The organism is Sulfuricurvum sp. (assembly GCF_030691015.1).
Taxonomy (GTDB): Bacteria; Campylobacterota; Campylobacteria; order Campylobacterales; family Sulfurimonadaceae; genus Sulfuricurvum.
On sequence record NZ_JAUYFF010000001.1, the window covers coordinates 51,595 to 69,232 of the forward strand.

A 17,638-nucleotide genomic window follows, 5' to 3' on the forward strand; every position below is an offset into this window, starting at 1 on the left:
GCTATCCTTGTAATTGTCCCCTCTATTCAAGGGGGATTTGATTTCGGCATTATAATACATTTGTCAGTATAGTACGCAAAAAACAATCAATATTAAACGACATTGCCTTCACGTTTTTGTTGGGCTATTTTTAAATAGCGATCGATCGTTTGTAAAAGGAAATGTTTATCAATCGGTTTTGCCAAATGCGCATCCAATCCTCCCGCCACAATCCTCTCGCGGTCTCCGATTAAGGCGTGTGCCGTTAAGGCAATCACCGGAACAAAGCCGCGTGAGTCACGTTTATCAATCTCTTTAATCAATCTGTTTGCCGTCAATCCGTCCATAACCGGCATGTCAATATCCATAAGAACCAAATGAAAATGTTCTTTGAGATACGCATCCACCGCTTTTTGTCCATTCTCTACCGTTACTACACGGAAATGTTCTTGAAGTAATATAGTTTCAAGAAGTTTAAGGTTGATAAGGTTGTCTTCAGCAACTAATATCTTGACATTCTCGGCTTTAGGGATAATCTGTACTTCAGGAGAGCGTGAAATATACTCTTTGGGCATCGTATTCCAAATGACGGCCAATGTTTTATGTAATGAACTCGGTAAGATAGGTAACGTCACGATAGAGGCAACCGAATCGATAAGGGCATCGGCTTTCTCCCCGTAATCAAGCTTCATTATCGGAACCATCTGAAGCATTGGATACGTCGATTGCAATGCATCGATTTGTACTTTTGATATATGTTCTACATCTAAAAAGAGGACATCACTTTCATGCAATGTTGCATTAACCAAATCATGAACAACCTTCGTCTGTACATGAAAAAGTTCTAGATATTTATAGAGCAAGGCTCCTTGCTCGCTCAGTTGGTGTTCTTGCGTATAGATAGTTGCCCGAGTCCCCTCAATAAAATCAAAAGAGCCCTCTTCATTTACTTGATGGGTGATTCGAAAAGAAAACCGTGACCCTTTACCGCTTTGGGATGCAAGCATTAGATGCGAATCCATCATGTCGACATATTTATGACTCAAACTGAGTCCGATCCCAAGACCATCTTTCCCTTTGCGTTGATTGTCCCATGCTGAAGCGAAAGGGCGAAGAAGAGTTTTAATACGTTCATTGTCGATTCCGATACCGGTATCACTCACCGCATATTCAACTTCGACAAAATGGCCTTCTTCTTTGACTATAAGGATTTCAACAAGGACACTCCCCCCCTCATCGGTGAATTTAATACCGTTTTGAATGAGATTACGCATAATGGCTAGAATTTTGTCCTGATCACCGATCATCGTTTTAGGCAAATGGGGATCCATCAAAAACATGAGTCCAATCTCTTTGGAGAGGGCGAGATCACCAAACTGCATGGAAAAATTTTCATACACTTCCAGAGGATTAAAGAGTGCCAAATTAGTATGGATACTGCCGCTTTCGACTTGCATGAGTTCCAAAAGATTTTCGATATTTCGCATCATCGACTGAGCACTGCGGCTGCTCATCTGAACATATTCTTGCTGCCATGAACTCAGAGGAGAGCTTTTCAGCAAATCGGTAAATCCGATAATAGCGTTCATGGGTGTACGGAATTCATGAGAAATGTTGGTTAAAAATTTCTTTTTAAAATGTTCAAAATAGCGTTCAGCCGCACGTGCACGCTCAATGATCGAGACATCTCTAAATACGACTCCGACTATAGGCTGATTGTCTACAATAAATACTTCTGATTTAACCGCCACGTCGTAATCAGCGGCCTCGGAGTGAATTTTTCCCCGATACTCTCCCGATTTTGAGAGAAGATACGGCAAATCCACCCCTTGCGGATCAAACCAAACATTGAGAGTTGCAATGTCTTCTAAATTTTCACCATTTAAAAGTTCGATTAACGCTCTATTGCAACCGGAGATATTCCCGGCTAAATCAGTATAAACCAAAGGGTCTGAATGCAAATGGGCACACGAAGTCATCACCTCTAACAAATGGGAATAATTTTCTTCAAAACTTTTGGTATAAAACATTTTTTCTCCCTATACTTTTACGTGCAAGTATTTCTGAAGTACATATTCAAGTTTCTCACGGGTCAGCGGCTTGGAGAGGTAATCATCCAACCCTCGTCCTAAAATATATTCCCGATCACCCTCCATGGCCAATGCGGTCAACGCGATAATCGGCATACGGCCTACTTTCGCATATCGCTCTTCCGCTTTAATCTCCTGTGTTGCCAAAATACCGTCTTTTATCGGCATATCAATGTCCATAAAGACAATATCAAAGGTCGTCTCTCGACATATTTCAACCGCTTCATCTCCATTGGAAACAGCGACGACAGAGATACCGTACTCTCTGAGGAGCAATTTGATCAAACGCTGATTAATAAGATTGTCTTCAACCACCAAAGCACTGACACCACGCTGAATTTGGGGAGCAGCTACCGGAGCAGATTGTGGGATATTTAATACATTTGAAAGATGTTCCAGCAACGAAGTCGGCAACAGCGGCTTGTAAAGGGAGATATCGACTAGATGGAGCATTTTAGCCTGAAGGCGTTCATTCTGTTCGAGCAATAAAACCGTTTTACAGGAGCGTTTTATCTCTGAAAGATTCATGGCCCAATCACTTTTTTCTTGTGAGCCGATTAAATAGACGACTTCAACATCATTAAAAATAGTCTCGTCAATCAGTTGGGTTTTCGTTACACTCACTCCAAAACTGCGCAGATAGTTGGTCAGATGATTCGCATCTTCAACCCTTTTTTCATCAATGAGGACAACTTTCACACTGCGTCCGTTAATCATACTCATAGCGTGATCCGATGAGCCTTCCAAGGTTAAGGCAAAACTGAAAGAGGAACCTTTCCCCTCATCGCTCGTAATTTTGAGTTCTCCCCCCATTAACGATATCAACCCGTGCGAAAGACTGAGCCCGACCCCAAGACGATTATCGGCATGATCTCCCGATACAAATGGGCGTGTAATATTGCTAAGCTCCGATTTACTGATCCCTTTTCCGGTATCTTTAACCGTAAACCCTATATTGCACGTTCCCGACGTATTACGTTTAAGCAACTTGACCTCAACCGTTATACGACCGCCGCTCTGGGTGAATTTGAGGGCATTGTTGTAGAGGTTGTTAATCACCTGTTTGATTTTACGGACATCACCGGTGATATAGGTAGGAAGTTTCGGATCAATGAAAAACAAAATGCCGACCCCTTTATCGGTAGCAGTCGAAATACAACCTCGAGCCAATTCCTCCATTTCGGCAACAATATTAAATTCGCTTTTACTGACATTTAAACGACCGTTTTGCATTTGTGCCAAATCAAGAAGATTTTCAATATTTGACATCAGATTTCGGGCAGAGCCTTGTACGGAGTGGATGTATTCGAGCTGAGTCTCATTGGGTGAGGTTTTTGAGAGGAGCTCGACAAATCCTAAAATCCCGTTCATCGGAGTACGAAATTCATGGCCGATATTGGCCAAAAACTTGCTTTTAAGCTGTTCGACTTTTACCACTTCGGCTTGAAGATCGACCAGTTTGCTTTGATCTTCGAGACGAAGAAGATACAAATCTTCTCCCCCTTCTTGTATCAGAGTCGAAGTAGCCAGCATCGTGTGCATTTTTCCGGAGGGATCCACCATTCCCAGCCCGTAACCGTTCGGACAATGGGTTCGGATATAGTCCAGCCAGCTTTTGTCATACTCAGTAAAAACTTCTTCGTCTTCATGGTCGAAAAGATCACGAATACTTTCATATTTGTTACGCAGTTGTTCTATGTTTTGAAGGGGAACCAGATCAAAAAAGGCTTTATTCGCCCCGATCCACCCGTTTTCTTTTGTAAAAAAAAGTAAAGGATCGGTGTCCGTATCTAAAACTTTATAGAAAAATTCTTTGTTTATCGTTTCATCATTACCAGCTGAAAAATGGTGTTTATTATTTCCGAAAATTTCTTGAATAAAACGTAATAATCCCAAAATTTTCCCCTTCAAATAACGATTTTGTACAGAAATCGCTTATTGTAACACAAAAAATATCTGATCTCTTTTTAAATGCTACAATACGGGTAAAAAACGGATATTTTGGGATGAAAAAAGCAACAAAAAAAGAGATAGAGGGGCTGAAAACGGCTCTTTTGGAGCGCTATAGCGATGCCGTAACGGAGCTTAGCTATCTCAATGCCTTTGAGCTGGTCATCGCCGTAGCCCTCTCCGCCCAATGTACCGACAAACGGGTCAACCTCATTACACCCGCTTTATTTAAAGCCTACCCTACCGCTGAAGCTTTGGCAGGTGCTGATATCGAAGAGGTTAAGCGCCTCATACAAAGCTGTTCTTTTTTTAATAACAAAGCACTTAACCTCATCGCTATGGCAAAAAGGGTTGTTGAGGTTTACGGCGGGGAAATACCGCTGGATGAGAAAGAGTTGGTGACACTCGCCGGAGTGGGACAAAAAACGGCGCACGTCGTTCTCATTGAATACACACAGGCCAATCTGATGGCGGTAGATACCCATGTTTTTCGGGTAAGTCACCGATTGGGGCTCAGTGATGATGTGAGTGCCACGGCTACCGAAGAGACACTGGTAAAAAAATTTAAAACCAATCTCCATCAACTCCATCAGGGGCTCGTACTCTTTGGTCGCTATATCTGCACCGCTAAAAACCCAAAATGTGACACGGAATGTTTTTTAAATGAGTTCTGTAAAAGTAAGGATGGGTTTAAACCCAGATAAGATACAATATCCGCATGAAGAAACACTATTTATTATTTTTACTGCCAATTTTTTTCGTGGGATGTTTTAATGAGCGGGGTGTAACTCTACGCTACTATAGCGACTGTGAAGAGTATTATGATCTTCAAGGGTATTATCATAAACAATGCGACAAAAACATAGTCGATTATTCTGATATCAAAGATGCGTTAGAATCCAACCAAAATCCTAATCGCGGAAGCGTCCGATAACTTTTATTTGATAGCGATAAAAGTGGCAAAATTTGCCCATCGGAAAAGAACTTCGCACGTTTTAAATCCGTTATTCTTTGCCATTTGAATATTTTCGTTCATTGTGTAGGGGATAAGAACATTTTCGAGTGCTTCACGTTTTTGGACAATCTCGTATTCACTGTATCCCTGTACTTTTTTGAAATCGTAATAGCAATCAATCAACTCTTTATTCAACTTTGGATCTTCACTCACTACTTTTTCGCTGAAGATAAAAACGCCACCCTCATTCAGCGTATCACTAATCGTCCGAACCAGAGCATCTCGTACCATCGGACGGATAAATTGCAGCGTATAATTACTGATAATCACTTGTGCTTTCTCATACGGGAAAGTGAGGATATCTCCCTCGTAAAGTTCAATTGCCGAACCGTATGCTTCACGTTTTTTTCGTGCATGCTCAATCATTGCCGGAGAGTTATCGATGCCGACCAAGCGGACATTTCCCTCTTTATCGATCGAACGTTCAATTTCAAGCAACAACGATGCGGTTGAGCATCCCAAATCGTATACGATTCCCCCATTTGAGAGGGCATTGAGTGCGAATCGTCGGGTAAGTGATTGTGATTCTTTGTAAAACGGTACGGAGCGTAAAAGCATATCATCAAATACTGCCGCCACATCGGCATCGAATTCAAACTGTTTTGAAATGGGTTTGGTAAATAAAGTATCGGTTTTCATAAAAGTAATTGTAGCGTAAAGGAGAGAGGTTTTGAGGGGCATACTTAGTGACGAAACAATTGTTTATGCCCCTCGCACTTCAAAAAGCAATTTTTAGTCCACTTAAAATAATGTGGGAACCGCATTATCGTCTGCTTTTTTACTTTTGCCTGGGTTTGACTTCGTCTCTCCGAAAAAAGTGATCTCATTTTCCCGCAAAATTCGGATAATGTTCGTCGTTCCGGGAGTACCGATCGGATATCCGGCCGTAAAAATATAGGTGTTGTTTTTATCGATAATACCCCGTTTCAAACCGCTTTGGATGATATCACCCAACATATCTTCAATACGCCCTTTTTTAATCAGATAGGCGGGAACGACGCCCCACACTATGGTTAGCAAACGTGCGATCCTCTCTTCATGCGTCGCCGCATAAATAGTCATTTTCGGTCGATAACGGGAGAGTTTTTTTGCCGATTGCCCCGATGCACTCATCGCAATTATCCCCTCCGCGTTCAGTGAATCTCCCAAACGTACCGCCGATTCATTCACCATATCCATCGCATCGTCATATCCGAAATTGAATTTTTCGTAGGGATAAATCTCTTCAATAGCCTGAATCGTATTGACCATCGTCTCTACTACCAACACCGGATTATGCCCGACGGCACTCTCTTCTGAGAGCATCACGGCATCCGTTCCATCCAACACTGCATTAGCGACATCACTGATCTCCGCCCGTGTAGCGGACTCTTTTTCGGTCATCGACAACAGCATCTGTGTTGCCGTAATAACCGGTTTGGAGTGAGCATTGGCTTTATCGATCAACATTTTTTGAATGGTCGGAACACGATAATAGGGAACTTCAATCCCCAAATCACCGCGCGCTACCATCAGCCCGTCCGAATGGCGCAAAATTTCATCTATGTTTTCCACCGCATCAAACTTCTCTATTTTCGCGATAAGCTGTACCTCTCCGCCGTATGAGCGGACGACTTCACGTGCATTGATCATATCCTGAGCATTCTGGACAAAGGATATCGCCATAAAATCAACACCGTTTGCTACCCCCCATCCGATATCAATTCTGTCTTTCTCGGTCAAAATGTCGATACCGAGTCTCGTATTGGGAAAGTTAATCCCTTTATTCGATGTAAGTTTCCCTTTATTCTCAATCATAGCTTGGACATATTCATGACCGATTTCTACAATGCGGGCGCGGATAAGACCGTCGTACAAATAGACGAAATCACCGATTTTCAGCATACGAAGGACACTGCTTTCACTGATTGAGAGGCGGTAATGCCCCTCTTCTATCTTTTCTCCCAAACACGCTTCATAATGGAAGTCAAGCCGATCACCGCTCTCCAAACAGAATTCTTCGCTCAGTTTTCCGACACGGATTTTAGGCCCGCTGATATCCTGCATCACCCCGACAATCAATCCCGTTTCACACATTGCCAAGCGAATATTGGCGAGAACCTGTGCATGGTACTCATGAGTACCGTGAGAAAAATTGAGACGAAAAACATTGACGCCGGCTTTGATGAGGGAGGCAAGGGTCTCTACGTTATCCGAAGCGGGACCAACCGTTGCTAAAATCTTGGTTCGTTTTTGCATAAGGCCAACCTAAATAGATATTTTCGGATATAGTAACACACTTTGGTACCATTCATAAAACCGATTCGATCATGTTTTAGCCAATCTCAGCAATTTTTGAATACAATTGAAATAATTCTAGTTTTACAGGTTTGAGTATGAGCAAAAGAGCAATCACTACCGATATTGTCCTCATCGATATTATCGATTTCTCTCGTCTGCGGATGGATGAGCAGCTTGAAATAATCTCATACCTCTCTCTGACCTATAAAAAAATGATCCTAAAAATGCTAAAGGCATCCGGTATCCCGATGGATAAAATGCTTCAAGGGATGATCCCGACGGGAGATGGTTTTTATTGTATCCTTCACCCCTCACTACGGGGATTCGGACCGATCTTAGGCCTTTCATTTATCCATTTTTCCGATTATATCGCCAAAGAGTACCCTTATTTCAAAGGGATTCGCGTCGCGGTGCATACGGGAAAAGTACACCATTTTGAAGATATTTTAGGAAATGAAAATTTCATCGGAGACGGTTTAAATGAATGCGCACGATACGTCGAAATCAAAAATCTCGTCGTCAGCACCGTCATCATCTCCGATTCAGCGTATGAATCGCTGCAAGCGTTTTTAGAGATTCACAAAGATTTTCATCACCTTTTGGAACAATGTGAGTTCCGCCACAGTTCACTGCACACTTTTCAGGATAAACACAACATCACCCATAAAGGCTATCTCATTTGGATGAGAAAAGGGGGGATTATCCCTCCACCAAAACCCTCTTGGCTAGCTTCACCTAAGAAACCATAATCGGAGAGACTCTTTTTTGGGTAATATAACACTCATAATATCCTTAAGGAGGATGTATGCGTTTTACCGTCGATGAATATGCCAAAACCTTTAAAATGTCCAAAGAGATGATCCAAAATAAGCTCAGGACAAAACGACTCAACTATATTATCGAGGGGGGCGTTACCTATATTATCGTTCCCAGAAGCTCCTTGGATGAAGAAAAACGTCAAGAGCTTGCCCAACACGCCAAACCCTCAGCAGCGGCACCTGCTCCTCAGAAAACAACTGTCGGAATGATTATTGCCCTCTATCAAAAAGAGAATCAACATCTCAAACTCAAGATTAAAGAGCTCGAAACCAAAATCGATCGCTTAGTCAACGACAAGGAGCAAATGCTTATTGCGGAACGTGAACGGATTGAAGAGATCTATACCGCGAAAGATGAACAGCTCAAAAATCTCCTTGAAGTAATCAACACAAAACTGCTTCTCTCCCGTGACAACAGTGTTCACGATGTGGACATCACCGAATCAGCACCTGTTGCCCCCTCACTCTCCAGCGGAATTATCGAACTTAAACGTTATCTCAAGTTTATCGGAATGGGCTCAGATGAGCGTAAGGCTGTCAAACGCCGTTTTGAACTCGCCTACGGAAGTGATATACGTATTATCCAAAAAGAGGGGGAATTCTACGTCGACCTCTCCAAATACGATTACACCGATTTTCTCTCATAAGGGGTAATCCCCCTTTCTTAAACCAAACACGTTCTCCCCTCTCTTAAATCCCTATAGTTTCCACTCGTTTTTTTATCGCCTCTTTACCTTCCTATTTTTTAGCGTCACTATAATACGGTTTCCCGTATGTTTACTACGTTTTATATCTTTTAATACTTGGAATAGTTTGTGCTATGTATGTTTTATTGTTACTTATGTACTATTTTAAAGTATAAAAGTGTAGTTTTAATTATATTTCATACAGTTTAATGTTTATTTTAAGAAAAGGATATTACAATGGAGCAATGGAAATGAGTGATCTCTTTAATCTTCTTCATAATGCCGTTGAGGCTGGGCGTAACGGGAAGAAGATATCCCAAAAAGAGATGGCATCAGAGCTTGGCATTTCTATGCGAACGTATCAAGATTGGCGATTGGGAAACGCCAAACCTCAAGCCGCCAAAGCAGTTCTTGAAATGTTGGGGATGCTTGAGGATGATGAGATCATTCGGGTTGTACGAAAAATTAATAAGTTAGGACATACATCATGAGCAGTTTAAGTGAACAAGAGCGTATCGGATTGGAAGAGGTTTTTTTATCGATCTCATCGTCACAAAATTTCCTACAAAAATGGTCTATATGGAGTAAAAATTTCTCCGTCGATTTCGATACTAAAAAGCTTGTGTCACCCCTCATGTTTGCCCAACATTCAAAAAATTGGCTAAAAAATGGCCTTAAAAACCACAAAATAACAAAACTATTCAATAAAATACAAAAAAGAAGAAAATTTTAAGGTAAGAGATATTAAAGTATTCGCGGCTAAAACATTTTTCCCCCTTACGTGCTCGTGGGTAGGGGGTGTTTTAAGTGTTATTCGCATATCTAAATTAAGGGCAATAAATGAATAAAGCGCAATTCGTAGAATTGGTTCAAAAAAGCGGTAGTTACAAAACTAAAGTTGAAGCTGAAACAGCTATCAAAGCATTCACTGAAGCGGTAACTGCAGCACTCGTTGCAAAAGAAGAGGTTTCCTTGGTAGGATTCGGAAGCTTTACATCTACTCTTCAAAAAGGGAAAAGCGGTAAAGTTCCAGGAACTAGCAAAACTTACAGCACAAAAGATAAAATGGTTCCTAAATTCAAACCGGGCAAAAGTCTTAAAGATTCAGTGGAATTAGGTAAATAATACCTCATTAAAGACCCTATATGCAGGAAGTGAATTGTACTATCAAATAGTACAATTTATTTCTGTAATTTTTCTCTCTAAATTTTGTTATTTGCAACCTTAAATGGGTTACTAATTCTAAACTTCATTTCGACTTCGTACATCGCAGTTCTCAATTCTTCATTCTCTATAAATAATACATTAATCTTTTCGTTCAGTTGCTTCTTGTTCTGCTTAAGCTTCTTGATCTCTTTATCCTTTTTTTCAAGCTCTTTCTTAGCCTGTAATAATTGATCAGCAATATCAGTATCTTTTTCAGCAGTAGCAACCGATAAGCCTTCATATTTACCTATTCGTAATTCGAGCATGAGCGACTGAATATGTTCAAGTTCTTTGTTCCTGAATGAAGCTTCACTGAGGCCCTTGCCAGCAGGATCAAGTTCTTTGGTCTTAGCACTGACTGCGGGAATACTCTTTATCTCATGGTTTTGTTCCAATGACTTCACAGCCTGTCGAATCAGGCTTGTGGCTCTTTCTTTTTTCTGTTCTGCATCTTTGTTTAAATTAGGATTGCCTCGCTTCCCCATTATTTCTCCTTTCTAATTTGAACTTTGTTGTATAAGGATGCGAAGAGAGCCGCCCTATGATGCGAATCCCTCGCATTCGTCTCTTCTCCAATCTCAACCTGTTTTTCCGCTATCGTCAAGTACCTATCTACTTGTTCAAGATAGTAGCCTTCAAGATCCGCATCAGGAATCAGGTCATCACAGTCCAAACATTCCAAATGGTTTCCACAACTAGCAACATCGGGGCAATAACCAAGATCGGCTATCTTATGGGCTCTTGGATTTGCTAATAAGTTCTCTTCATACTTGTCACCTATACCATTAACTATAGATCCTTTCCAGTAATAGCGGGATTTTATATCGCCTTTTGCTTCCAAAAGCCTCTTTTGCTCAAATATCATAAAGCTGTCTGATGGAGCTGAATAAGCATCCAATGAACCATAGGAGCGATGATTGGCAAATTGTTTTAATTGAGGACTTGTCCAGCCGGACTCCATCCGCAGTGTAATACCAGTTTTTTTGAAGTCTCTTGGCACTGCACGTCTAGCTTCTGAAATTTTTAGGTCCATCTGTACTGAACGTATATATCTAGAATAGCTTAGTGAGGATAATGTGCAAATTGATTTATCGACGACATGTCGATACGTCAACAGAAAGTCTTTTTTATCTGAAGCAACCTGAAGTTCGTATGCAATGCCTTGCTGTGTTCCAATAAGCTCAAACAGAATTTTCTGCATCGGTTCCTGAAGGTTTAAAAAACCCATCTTGTACTCAATTTCCCCTTTATTAGCGGAGTTTTTTACAACAGCATGTTTAATCGTCGCCATCTCATCTGTGAGCCTTTTCACACAATCCAATGGGTAGTTAAGTGTATCCTCTGGTCTTGTGGCATACAATCTCATAATCCAATAGGCTACTCTGATATGAAGAGGTGCTACATCTGTATTGAAATGTGCATCCAATTTTTCTAGAACATCTTGATCAATCACTTTATACTTGCTATCTTTAGATTTTCGGTCATATGGGTTTTCAATAGCCTCGATACCCTCAATATATGCCATAAAAGAGTGTCCATTCATCACTGAATGAAACTTCATGGCAATATAGAACAGTTTATGTTTATACACCTCGGATATCAACTTTGCACTTCGTTCATCGACCTTGGCGTCAAGCCATACTGTGTAATGTGCTAACGTATCTTTTTGAACCTGATGTAGATTGAGTTTCTTTTCGGAGAGAAACTGATAATAGTTAATCAAGTGCGTTTGGAGATCTCTACCGCTTCCCCGATTCAACCCAGCTACAACAAACAGTTTAGCTAGATATTTTCCTCTGTTGCCAAGCTTTCCAAGATCTCTGAAAGAAATCGTGTCTGGATGAGACTTATTGGAGCGCTTATCCAGCACCCATGACTCATTCTCAAATAATGAAGTCGAATACCTCCCTAATGTAACGATAAGCTCTTGCTCAGCCTTCTTTTCATCATTGAATTGCTCATTGAGAAGCTTTTGAAATGTGACCTTCCAGACAAACGCTGGTTTTTTTAATGCTGGCATCTTCTTTCCTTCTCTACTTCAAGTTCATCAACCACACTCTGGTACGATTCGAGTCGATGCTGCTGGATAATATATTCAGCCCATGTAGCATACTCACGACTGGAAATCCCTTCTGCTTCCATTTCGATCACTATCGAATCCAAGATATTTTTTTGGTTATCTCTAAATTCGATCCATGTTTTCAGATATGGAACATCCGTGATCATACGAGCACAGCTTGCGCAACTCTCAACAGCCTGAAGTTTTCCGCATTCCCCCATAATCGGATGCCGGACGCATTCCCCATATTCCATCTTTCGCTTGTGAACATACAACTCAATAAACAGTTGCTCTTTCTCCTCCCTGGTGTAGGCTTGAAGGCGTTCTTCATCCAATGATACTTTGAAGTGTTTTCTGAATAGATCCGTATTAAGTTCTTCAACCTTGCGCTCGCGAATATACGCATAGGCTTTCTCAGGTGTGTGGATGCTCATCCATCCAAAAAATGCCTTAATCTCTTCAGGTGCATGACCTTTTTCTACCATTGCAGTTGCGATCATCGAACGCATCTGATATGGTGTGTATTTCCAAATATCCGCTTCAAGGTCTGCTTTAATCTTATATTTTTCTATTAGTAAATTGATCGGTTTTGTGAGCTCTCTTGTGGACGGTATATGATACTTAACCTGATGAGCACGGTTTTGATTACGCCTGATGAATATCGCATGACTTCCAGACTCCATTCTGACCGCTTTACTCAGCAACACCTGCTCATGAAAAGCTTGAATTACCTCTTCATCGTATATGGGCACTTTTCTAATCGGTTTTTTCCCTCTCTTTGCATAAGCCTTTACTTGCTTATTTGCATAAATTTCCAAAATATAGCATCCTATTTTTTTGTCATATACCAAAGAGTCAACTTCGATATACCCAATCTCCGAAGGGCGGCACCCCGTCGCCGATATCACAAGAAATGCGTTTTTTATTTCTGCTTCAAGCTCATCAAGATACAAACGAATAACAAGATATACCTCTTCTGGTAGCGGCATAGTAGGATTCTCTGGCTCACTGACTTTTACGGAAAAGTCCCTAGCAATCATTTTCTGAATCTTTTTGAGGGATTCCGCCTCACTCTGACCTTCAATCGTTCTTTGGTTGGATAAATATGTGTAGAATGAAGCAATATGGTTCTTTGCTGAGCGCACTGCATTAGGCTTTTTGTACGTACTCAAATATACAGAAACATCACTCTCCAATATCCCCGTTGCAGTTACGTTAAAGCGATTTAAAGAAGACTTTACATACTTGAAAAATTGGATTGTTTTCTGCACCACCGATCCATCTTTGTTTTGTGCTGCGCGGTGCATTGCATAGATCTTCAGATCCTTACCTATAGAGTCGTTTACAAGCTCACCAAGCTCGATCGAAAAACTTTTCCACTTGTTATTTTGAACATATCCGAAGCAGTATGTTTTAACGTTTTTTGAGACGTGGATCCTATTTAGCACGCGATATAGCTTTGCCTGCAAATACTGGTATTTTGAGCTCAATCCAATCAACTGATCATAAAAATCCGGCAGTATCTCTTTTAGTTTGTATAAAAGGTTCGCTTCTTGATCAATGTGTACTTGTAATGCTTTGCCGAGTGAAATCTCTTCATTGTTAAGCATCTGCCATCTCAGCTCTTTTTTGAGGGCTTTTACGAACAATTCTTGACATGCAATCAGCGCATACATGATTACTGTTGAATTCGCAACATTAAAATGGTTTGCTACACCTTTTAAAGACCTCTTACTTGACAGCGCTTCTTGGATATCACATATCAATGCCAATGAAGTTCTGATGTCTTTGTGCAATGCGAATGACTGCTTGTAATCAAGAGTGATTTTTTTCCAGCCTTGGCTCATATAGTTCACATCAGCAACATATCGATCCAATGGAAGTATTCTCAAAGTAAGTGTGATATCATTTTTTCCCAAGTACAACATTTGTTCGATCAGATGTTGCATTTCAGCTTCAAATCTATCCATTCCGCAATCAAACTTGTTTCTCAGAAATCCGAGTTTTTTCATGTTGAACCCATGATATTCAAAGTACGCATACCGATGAATCCAATATTGACCGAAACACTTGTGGGTATGTGATTCAAGATATTCCTGTACAAGCTTTGAATGTTTTACTAATGCCATCTCCAGCATTGTCCAAATTGCCTTTTCCAAGGCACTACTACGCTTTTCCCCAAACACTCGCTCAGCAATCTCCAGTAAGGTCAATTGTTTGTCAAGCAAGTTTTCCAAAAACAAATACCAGTCATAAGAATGCATAGAAATGTCTTTAAGATATTCCATTTTGATTTTAATACTACGAAATCGTTCTCCGTTGATGACAATAAAGTTGCCCTGTTTTTTATGATACAGGTACTCAACCATCAAGCTTTCCTTTTAGTTCCAATAAACGCTTATTTAAGTCTTCAGCATGCTTTTTAGCAAATTCTTGTGCAATCTCCGCATTTGCATGGTCTACATACGGCCTAATAGAGTCAATCGTTTTCCAACCCATAATGTGACGAATCGTCTCATCTGTTAATTTCAGCTCGCCATTCACCATGTCTTTAACTAGTTTCGTCGCCTTATCAGATCGTCCTGAGTGTGTTCGCACCGCTCCTTTAATACCAGCTTTTTTAGCAGCTGTTTTTAAAGCACTTCTATATGAATTTGCCGAATATTCTGTAAAAGCTACCTCTTCATTTTTTATTCGAGTATTCACAAATAAAGCATCATTTAACTTTTTTGCTTTCATCTCTGCCTTATTTCGCTCATGACGAATATAGTTCTCAATCACGGAGGCCGTCTGATCACCGATAGCCACAGTACGTTTTCTACCGCGTCCAGTACCCTTAGATCTACTCGGCTTCACAGTGCTGTTCTTAGGATCATAATCTTTCAGCTTGATAGAAAGAACTTCATCAATCCTCATACCATGTAATGTCAACAGAAAAATTGCACGATTGCGATAATTACTGAAGTTGGAGTAGATTGCATGGATTTCCTCATCGGAGTATTCCATAATGTACTCTTTAATATTTGTCTTGAATTTAGTGAGGAACAAATCAATTATCGCATCAGCAACCGATTCAACACTGTCCCAACGTAAAGTTAGTGCCGTCTTGTATTCCAATAATCCTCCATCTTTCCATCGATGAATCTGAAGAACGCTATGATCTGCGAATTGCCATAGAAATTTATAGAACCTGACGATCAAATCCTTGTGCTTCATGATTGTCTTATATCCAGCACTAGGTTCGCTTACAATCTCACCAGTTTTGACATCAAAATTAATAATATAGAGCATGTATGCCTTGACATCTTCATCAGTAGCATTCCAATACTGTATACCTCTTTCAGATAAAAAGTTAAAATATTTCACAAGACCATATCCTACTCGCTTGCCATATTCTAAAGAGTTTTTAGAACGGTTACTGACATATAAGCTTGAATAAAAATCCGGTATATTTGGGGTACAAATAAAGTAAAAATGGCTAATATTGCCATTTTTATGCCTTTTTCTTCCATTTTTGATACGATATATCATTATTATGCTCTTGCTAAAAAAATAACTGTTACGGATATTCTATATTCATGATTTACAGATTCAGACATATATTGTAGTCTAAAATACACTATAATTAATACTTTCTATTCAATTCTTCACGTTAACGTTCTCAGGAACATATCTCTAAAACATATATATCCCATTTTTAAATGTATCGTAATTTCCTCCTTACTAACGTTAGATAGTAGCCGTAAATCATCCGCATCAAAAAAAATAAATTCGTTTTACGGTCCCGTATAGTTTCAAACTGGACTGATTTTAATTATTTACCTTCCGTCTCGCACATACGCATCACATCGTAAAGAATATAGTAAAAAAGAATTATTTTTTCATGTGCCATATTCCACTCCATGTGAATTACAAATGATTAGATGATTCTTTTTTATGAAACTGCTCTTTATAAATCAAGATGTATCCATTATGAAGATACGCAATTGTTCCATCGTATTCCTGTGTTGCTTCTTTGATGCAAATATATGCCTTATTAATGATGTAGTTCATTGTTTTATCACCATATCGAATATGATTGACAAGATTATTCTCTTCATCTACATCAACAATACAACCATAAAAAAGAGTAGACAAGATACGAATAAGCGTTTGGGGTGATATCTCCCGAACTGTGTCTCTTAATATATTTGGATTGTCTTGAGGGTAATAGCGCACTTCACCAAGCTTTAGATTTAAAACATTCCCTTCCATCAGCTTGTCGCCCATAAAATGTCCGATGACCTTGAGTTTGTTCTTCATTGTAATTTTTCCTTTGTGTGCATATGGACTAGGTAATCAATTGATGCTTTTGACAAAAATCCTTTTTCTTTGATAGTAAGAACTTGATTGAATAAAATACTTGAAATAGTAGTCTGGGGGCTATTATATGCCCGAGCATAACCTTCCATCTCCCACTGCCTATCGATGGCTTTATTGGCATATTTGACTAGGTTGTCCGTGATGGACTCGACTGATAGATTCTTTTTGTATTTTTGTTTATATGCGGCAGCGCTATTTGCGACAGCCCAGATAATTTTAAACATCTGTGTAGTTGAAAATTTTTCTGTTACCGTAGATAGTTCCAAAAGAGTTTTATCGTTGATTATCACTAGTGACTGATATATCAAGCCGCATTTTTCAAGCTGTACCCTTAAATATTCGATACTCTCATGTAATACGATTTCTGTCCACAATTCATATCCATCTTCTATTTCTTGAGCTTGTAATATTGAAGGGGCAAGTAGAGTTTTGATGAGTGTTGACCATGTGGTGTCATCATGTGATATGTTGAGCTCATAATAAATTTCAAATAGATCATACTCTAGCGTATCATTTTCAAGCACAAATGCATTATGACTTCGATCACTAAGGCAGATAATTCCTCTTGTGATTAAATGAGTATAAATTTTCTGTGCATATTTCGTTGTAGGTGCCAAACGAATATGAGGGCATTTTGAAAAAGGCTTCAAGACCTTTAGATCGTTTGTTAAACAATTTTTGACGAGTGCCGCAAGATAAAGACGGTCGCGAAGAGTTAACTCACTAATTTCAACCGGCTGTTTTTTTGTTTTATTGATATACCCCGAGATAGCTTCGTCTTTAAACCGTTCACTGAGCTCTTTTACCCGATTTATTTGGCGCTTCAATTCCTTACAGCCATTACAATTACACTTTTTATTATTAAGTAAATGGTCACACAGTAAACACACTTGCCTGTCTGTGCCCATGCTATGCCTAGAAGTAGGTAGATACCCAAGGGGAAATTTGCAGTAAGGACATTTTTCTTTTGATGATACAGGTGGAAAACATTTATAAAGATTAGTTGTTGAAACGTCAATTCGATATTTTTCAATCAGCGATGAAGGTCTGACATTTAAATAATATTGCTCTTGAAGTTCTTTTTTTTCTTGTTGCGATAAATGATCAAGCCTGATTAGATATTTTGCGTATTTGTACACTCTGCTCTCTCCCGCTGGAATATAATTATTAAACCCACTATAGTGGGTTGTTTA

The 17,638-nt window shown here is 39.8% G+C and carries 17 protein-coding genes; 7 read left to right on the plus strand and 10 right to left on the minus strand.

Annotation, left to right across the window (positions count from 1 at the left end):
- Window positions 1-92: 92 nt before the first annotated feature.
- Window positions 93-2,009 carry a response regulator gene (locus Q8O20_RS00220; RefSeq protein WP_305529518.1) on the minus strand — a complete coding sequence of 639 codons (1,917 nt, stop codon included), beginning with the start codon at window positions 2,007-2,009 and terminating at the stop codon, window positions 93-95.
- A gap of 9 nt (window positions 2,010-2,018) precedes the next feature.
- Window positions 2,019-3,965 carry a response regulator gene (locus Q8O20_RS00225; protein WP_305529519.1) on the minus strand — a complete coding sequence of 649 codons (1,947 nt, stop codon included), beginning with the start codon at window positions 3,963-3,965 and terminating at the stop codon, window positions 2,019-2,021.
- 110 nt (window positions 3,966-4,075) lie between these two features.
- On the opposite strand from Q8O20_RS00225, the gene nth reads away from it, so the two are divergent.
- Together nth and Q8O20_RS00235 are read left to right on the plus strand one after the other, a co-directional pair.
- Window positions 4,076-4,723 carry an endonuclease III gene (gene nth, locus Q8O20_RS00230; RefSeq protein ID WP_305529520.1) on the plus strand — a complete coding sequence of 216 codons (648 nt, stop codon included), beginning with the start codon at window positions 4,076-4,078 and terminating at the stop codon, window positions 4,721-4,723.
- A gap of 14 nt (window positions 4,724-4,737) precedes the next feature.
- Window positions 4,738-4,953 (plus strand): hypothetical protein, encoded by a 216-nt coding sequence (locus Q8O20_RS00235; RefSeq protein ID WP_304739765.1) that lies wholly within the window; start codon window positions 4,738-4,740, stop codon window positions 4,951-4,953.
- Window positions 4,954-4,956: 3 nt separating this feature from the next.
- Here Q8O20_RS00235 and cmoA read toward each other — a convergent pair whose 3' ends face one another.
- Both cmoA and pyk read right to left on the minus strand, forming a co-directional pair.
- Window positions 4,957-5,673 (minus strand): carboxy-S-adenosyl-L-methionine synthase CmoA, encoded by a 717-nt coding sequence (gene cmoA / locus Q8O20_RS00240; protein ID WP_304739767.1) that lies wholly within the window; start codon window positions 5,671-5,673, stop codon window positions 4,957-4,959.
- 102 nt (window positions 5,674-5,775) lie between these two features.
- On the minus strand, window positions 5,776-7,272 hold the full coding sequence (gene pyk, locus Q8O20_RS00245; RefSeq protein ID WP_305529521.1) for a pyruvate kinase: 1,497 nt from the start codon (window positions 7,270-7,272) through the stop codon (window positions 5,776-5,778).
- Between the two features lie 137 nt (window positions 7,273-7,409).
- Here pyk and Q8O20_RS00250 point away from each other — a divergent pair, with 137 nt between their 5' ends.
- The 5 genes from Q8O20_RS00250 to Q8O20_RS00270 all read left to right on the plus strand — a co-directional run bounded on the left by Q8O20_RS00250 (window position 7,410) and on the right by Q8O20_RS00270 (window position 9,943).
- A complete protein-coding gene (locus Q8O20_RS00250; RefSeq protein WP_304739771.1) occupies window positions 7,410-8,063 on the plus strand; it encodes a hypothetical protein in 654 nt (217 codons plus the stop codon).
- 56 nt (window positions 8,064-8,119) lie between these two features.
- Complete coding sequence (locus tag Q8O20_RS00255; RefSeq protein ID WP_304739773.1) at window positions 8,120-8,779, plus strand: hypothetical protein; 660 nt, start codon at window positions 8,120-8,122, stop codon at window positions 8,777-8,779.
- Window positions 8,780-9,063: 284 nt separating this feature from the next.
- Complete coding sequence (locus Q8O20_RS00260) at window positions 9,064-9,309, plus strand: helix-turn-helix transcriptional regulator (RefSeq protein ID WP_304739775.1); 246 nt, start codon at window positions 9,064-9,066, stop codon at window positions 9,307-9,309.
- Window positions 9,306-9,551, plus strand: coding sequence for a hypothetical protein (locus Q8O20_RS00265; RefSeq protein ID WP_305529522.1), 246 nt, complete (start codon window positions 9,306-9,308; stop codon window positions 9,549-9,551). The genes Q8O20_RS00260 and Q8O20_RS00265 overlap by 4 nt, the downstream gene beginning before the upstream one ends.
- A gap of 107 nt (window positions 9,552-9,658) precedes the next feature.
- The gene (locus Q8O20_RS00270; protein WP_305529523.1) at window positions 9,659-9,943 is read left to right on the plus strand and encodes an HU family DNA-binding protein; all 285 of its coding nucleotides are present in this window, start codon (window positions 9,659-9,661) and stop codon (window positions 9,941-9,943) included.
- A 77-nt stretch (window positions 9,944-10,020) separates the two neighbouring features.
- Here Q8O20_RS00270 and Q8O20_RS00275 read toward each other — a convergent pair whose 3' ends face one another.
- The 6 genes from Q8O20_RS00275 to Q8O20_RS00300 all read right to left on the minus strand — a co-directional run bounded on the left by Q8O20_RS00275 (window position 10,021) and on the right by Q8O20_RS00300 (window position 17,584).
- Window positions 10,021-10,509: a hypothetical protein gene (locus Q8O20_RS00275; RefSeq protein ID WP_305529524.1), complete on the minus strand. Its 489-nt coding sequence runs from the start codon at window positions 10,507-10,509 to the stop codon at window positions 10,021-10,023.
- On the minus strand, window positions 10,509-12,044 hold the full coding sequence (locus tag Q8O20_RS00280; protein WP_305529525.1) for a hypothetical protein: 1,536 nt from the start codon (window positions 12,042-12,044) through the stop codon (window positions 10,509-10,511). The genes Q8O20_RS00275 and Q8O20_RS00280 overlap by 1 nt, the downstream gene beginning before the upstream one ends.
- A complete protein-coding gene (locus Q8O20_RS00285) occupies window positions 12,032-14,452 on the minus strand; it encodes a tyrosine-type recombinase/integrase (RefSeq protein WP_305529526.1) in 2,421 nt (806 codons plus the stop codon). Before Q8O20_RS00285 ends, Q8O20_RS00280 begins: the two co-directional genes overlap by 13 nt.
- Window positions 14,445-15,614, minus strand: coding sequence for a site-specific integrase (locus Q8O20_RS00290; protein WP_305529527.1), 1,170 nt, complete (start codon window positions 15,612-15,614; stop codon window positions 14,445-14,447). The genes Q8O20_RS00285 and Q8O20_RS00290 overlap by 8 nt, the downstream gene beginning before the upstream one ends.
- A 378-nt stretch (window positions 15,615-15,992) precedes the next feature.
- Window positions 15,993-16,385, minus strand: a complete 393-nt coding sequence (locus tag Q8O20_RS00295; protein WP_305529528.1) for a hypothetical protein — start codon at window positions 16,383-16,385, stop codon at window positions 15,993-15,995.
- The gene (locus Q8O20_RS00300) at window positions 16,382-17,584 is read right to left on the minus strand and encodes a hypothetical protein (protein ID WP_305529529.1); all 1,203 of its coding nucleotides are present in this window, start codon (window positions 17,582-17,584) and stop codon (window positions 16,382-16,384) included. Before Q8O20_RS00300 ends, Q8O20_RS00295 begins: the two co-directional genes overlap by 4 nt.
- Window positions 17,585-17,638 lie beyond the last annotated feature (54 nt).

Coding starts and splice junctions, on each gene's coding strand:
- Q8O20_RS00220 (WP_305529518.1), bottom strand. CDS start 2,009: ATGTTTTATACCAAAAGTTTTGAAGAAAATTATTCCCATTTGTTAGAG.
- nth (WP_305529520.1), top strand. CDS start 4,076: ATGAAAAAAGCAACAAAAAAAGAGATAGAGGGGCTGAAAACGGCTCTT.
- Q8O20_RS00235 (WP_304739765.1), top strand. CDS start 4,738: ATGAAGAAACACTATTTATTATTTTTACTGCCAATTTTTTTCGTGGGA.
- cmoA (WP_304739767.1), bottom strand. CDS start 5,673: ATGAAAACCGATACTTTATTTACCAAACCCATTTCAAAACAGTTTGAA.
- pyk (WP_305529521.1), bottom strand. CDS start 7,272: ATGCAAAAACGAACCAAGATTTTAGCAACGGTTGGTCCCGCTTCGGAT.
- Q8O20_RS00250 (WP_304739771.1), top strand. CDS start 7,410: ATGAGCAAAAGAGCAATCACTACCGATATTGTCCTCATCGATATTATC.
- Q8O20_RS00255 (WP_304739773.1), top strand. CDS start 8,120: ATGCGTTTTACCGTCGATGAATATGCCAAAACCTTTAAAATGTCCAAA.
- Q8O20_RS00260 (WP_304739775.1), top strand. CDS start 9,064: ATGGAAATGAGTGATCTCTTTAATCTTCTTCATAATGCCGTTGAGGCT.
- Q8O20_RS00265 (WP_305529522.1), top strand. CDS start 9,306: ATGAGCAGTTTAAGTGAACAAGAGCGTATCGGATTGGAAGAGGTTTTT.
- Q8O20_RS00270 (WP_305529523.1), top strand. CDS start 9,659: ATGAATAAAGCGCAATTCGTAGAATTGGTTCAAAAAAGCGGTAGTTAC.
- Q8O20_RS00275 (WP_305529524.1), bottom strand. CDS start 10,509: ATGGGGAAGCGAGGCAATCCTAATTTAAACAAAGATGCAGAACAGAAA.
- Q8O20_RS00280 (WP_305529525.1), bottom strand. CDS start 12,044: ATGCCAGCATTAAAAAAACCAGCGTTTGTCTGGAAGGTCACATTTCAA.
- Q8O20_RS00285 (WP_305529526.1), bottom strand. CDS start 14,452: ATGGTTGAGTACCTGTATCATAAAAAACAGGGCAACTTTATTGTCATC.
- Q8O20_RS00290 (WP_305529527.1), bottom strand. CDS start 15,614: ATGATATATCGTATCAAAAATGGAAGAAAAAGGCATAAAAATGGCAAT.
- Q8O20_RS00295 (WP_305529528.1), bottom strand. CDS start 16,385: ATGAAGAACAAACTCAAGGTCATCGGACATTTTATGGGCGACAAGCTG.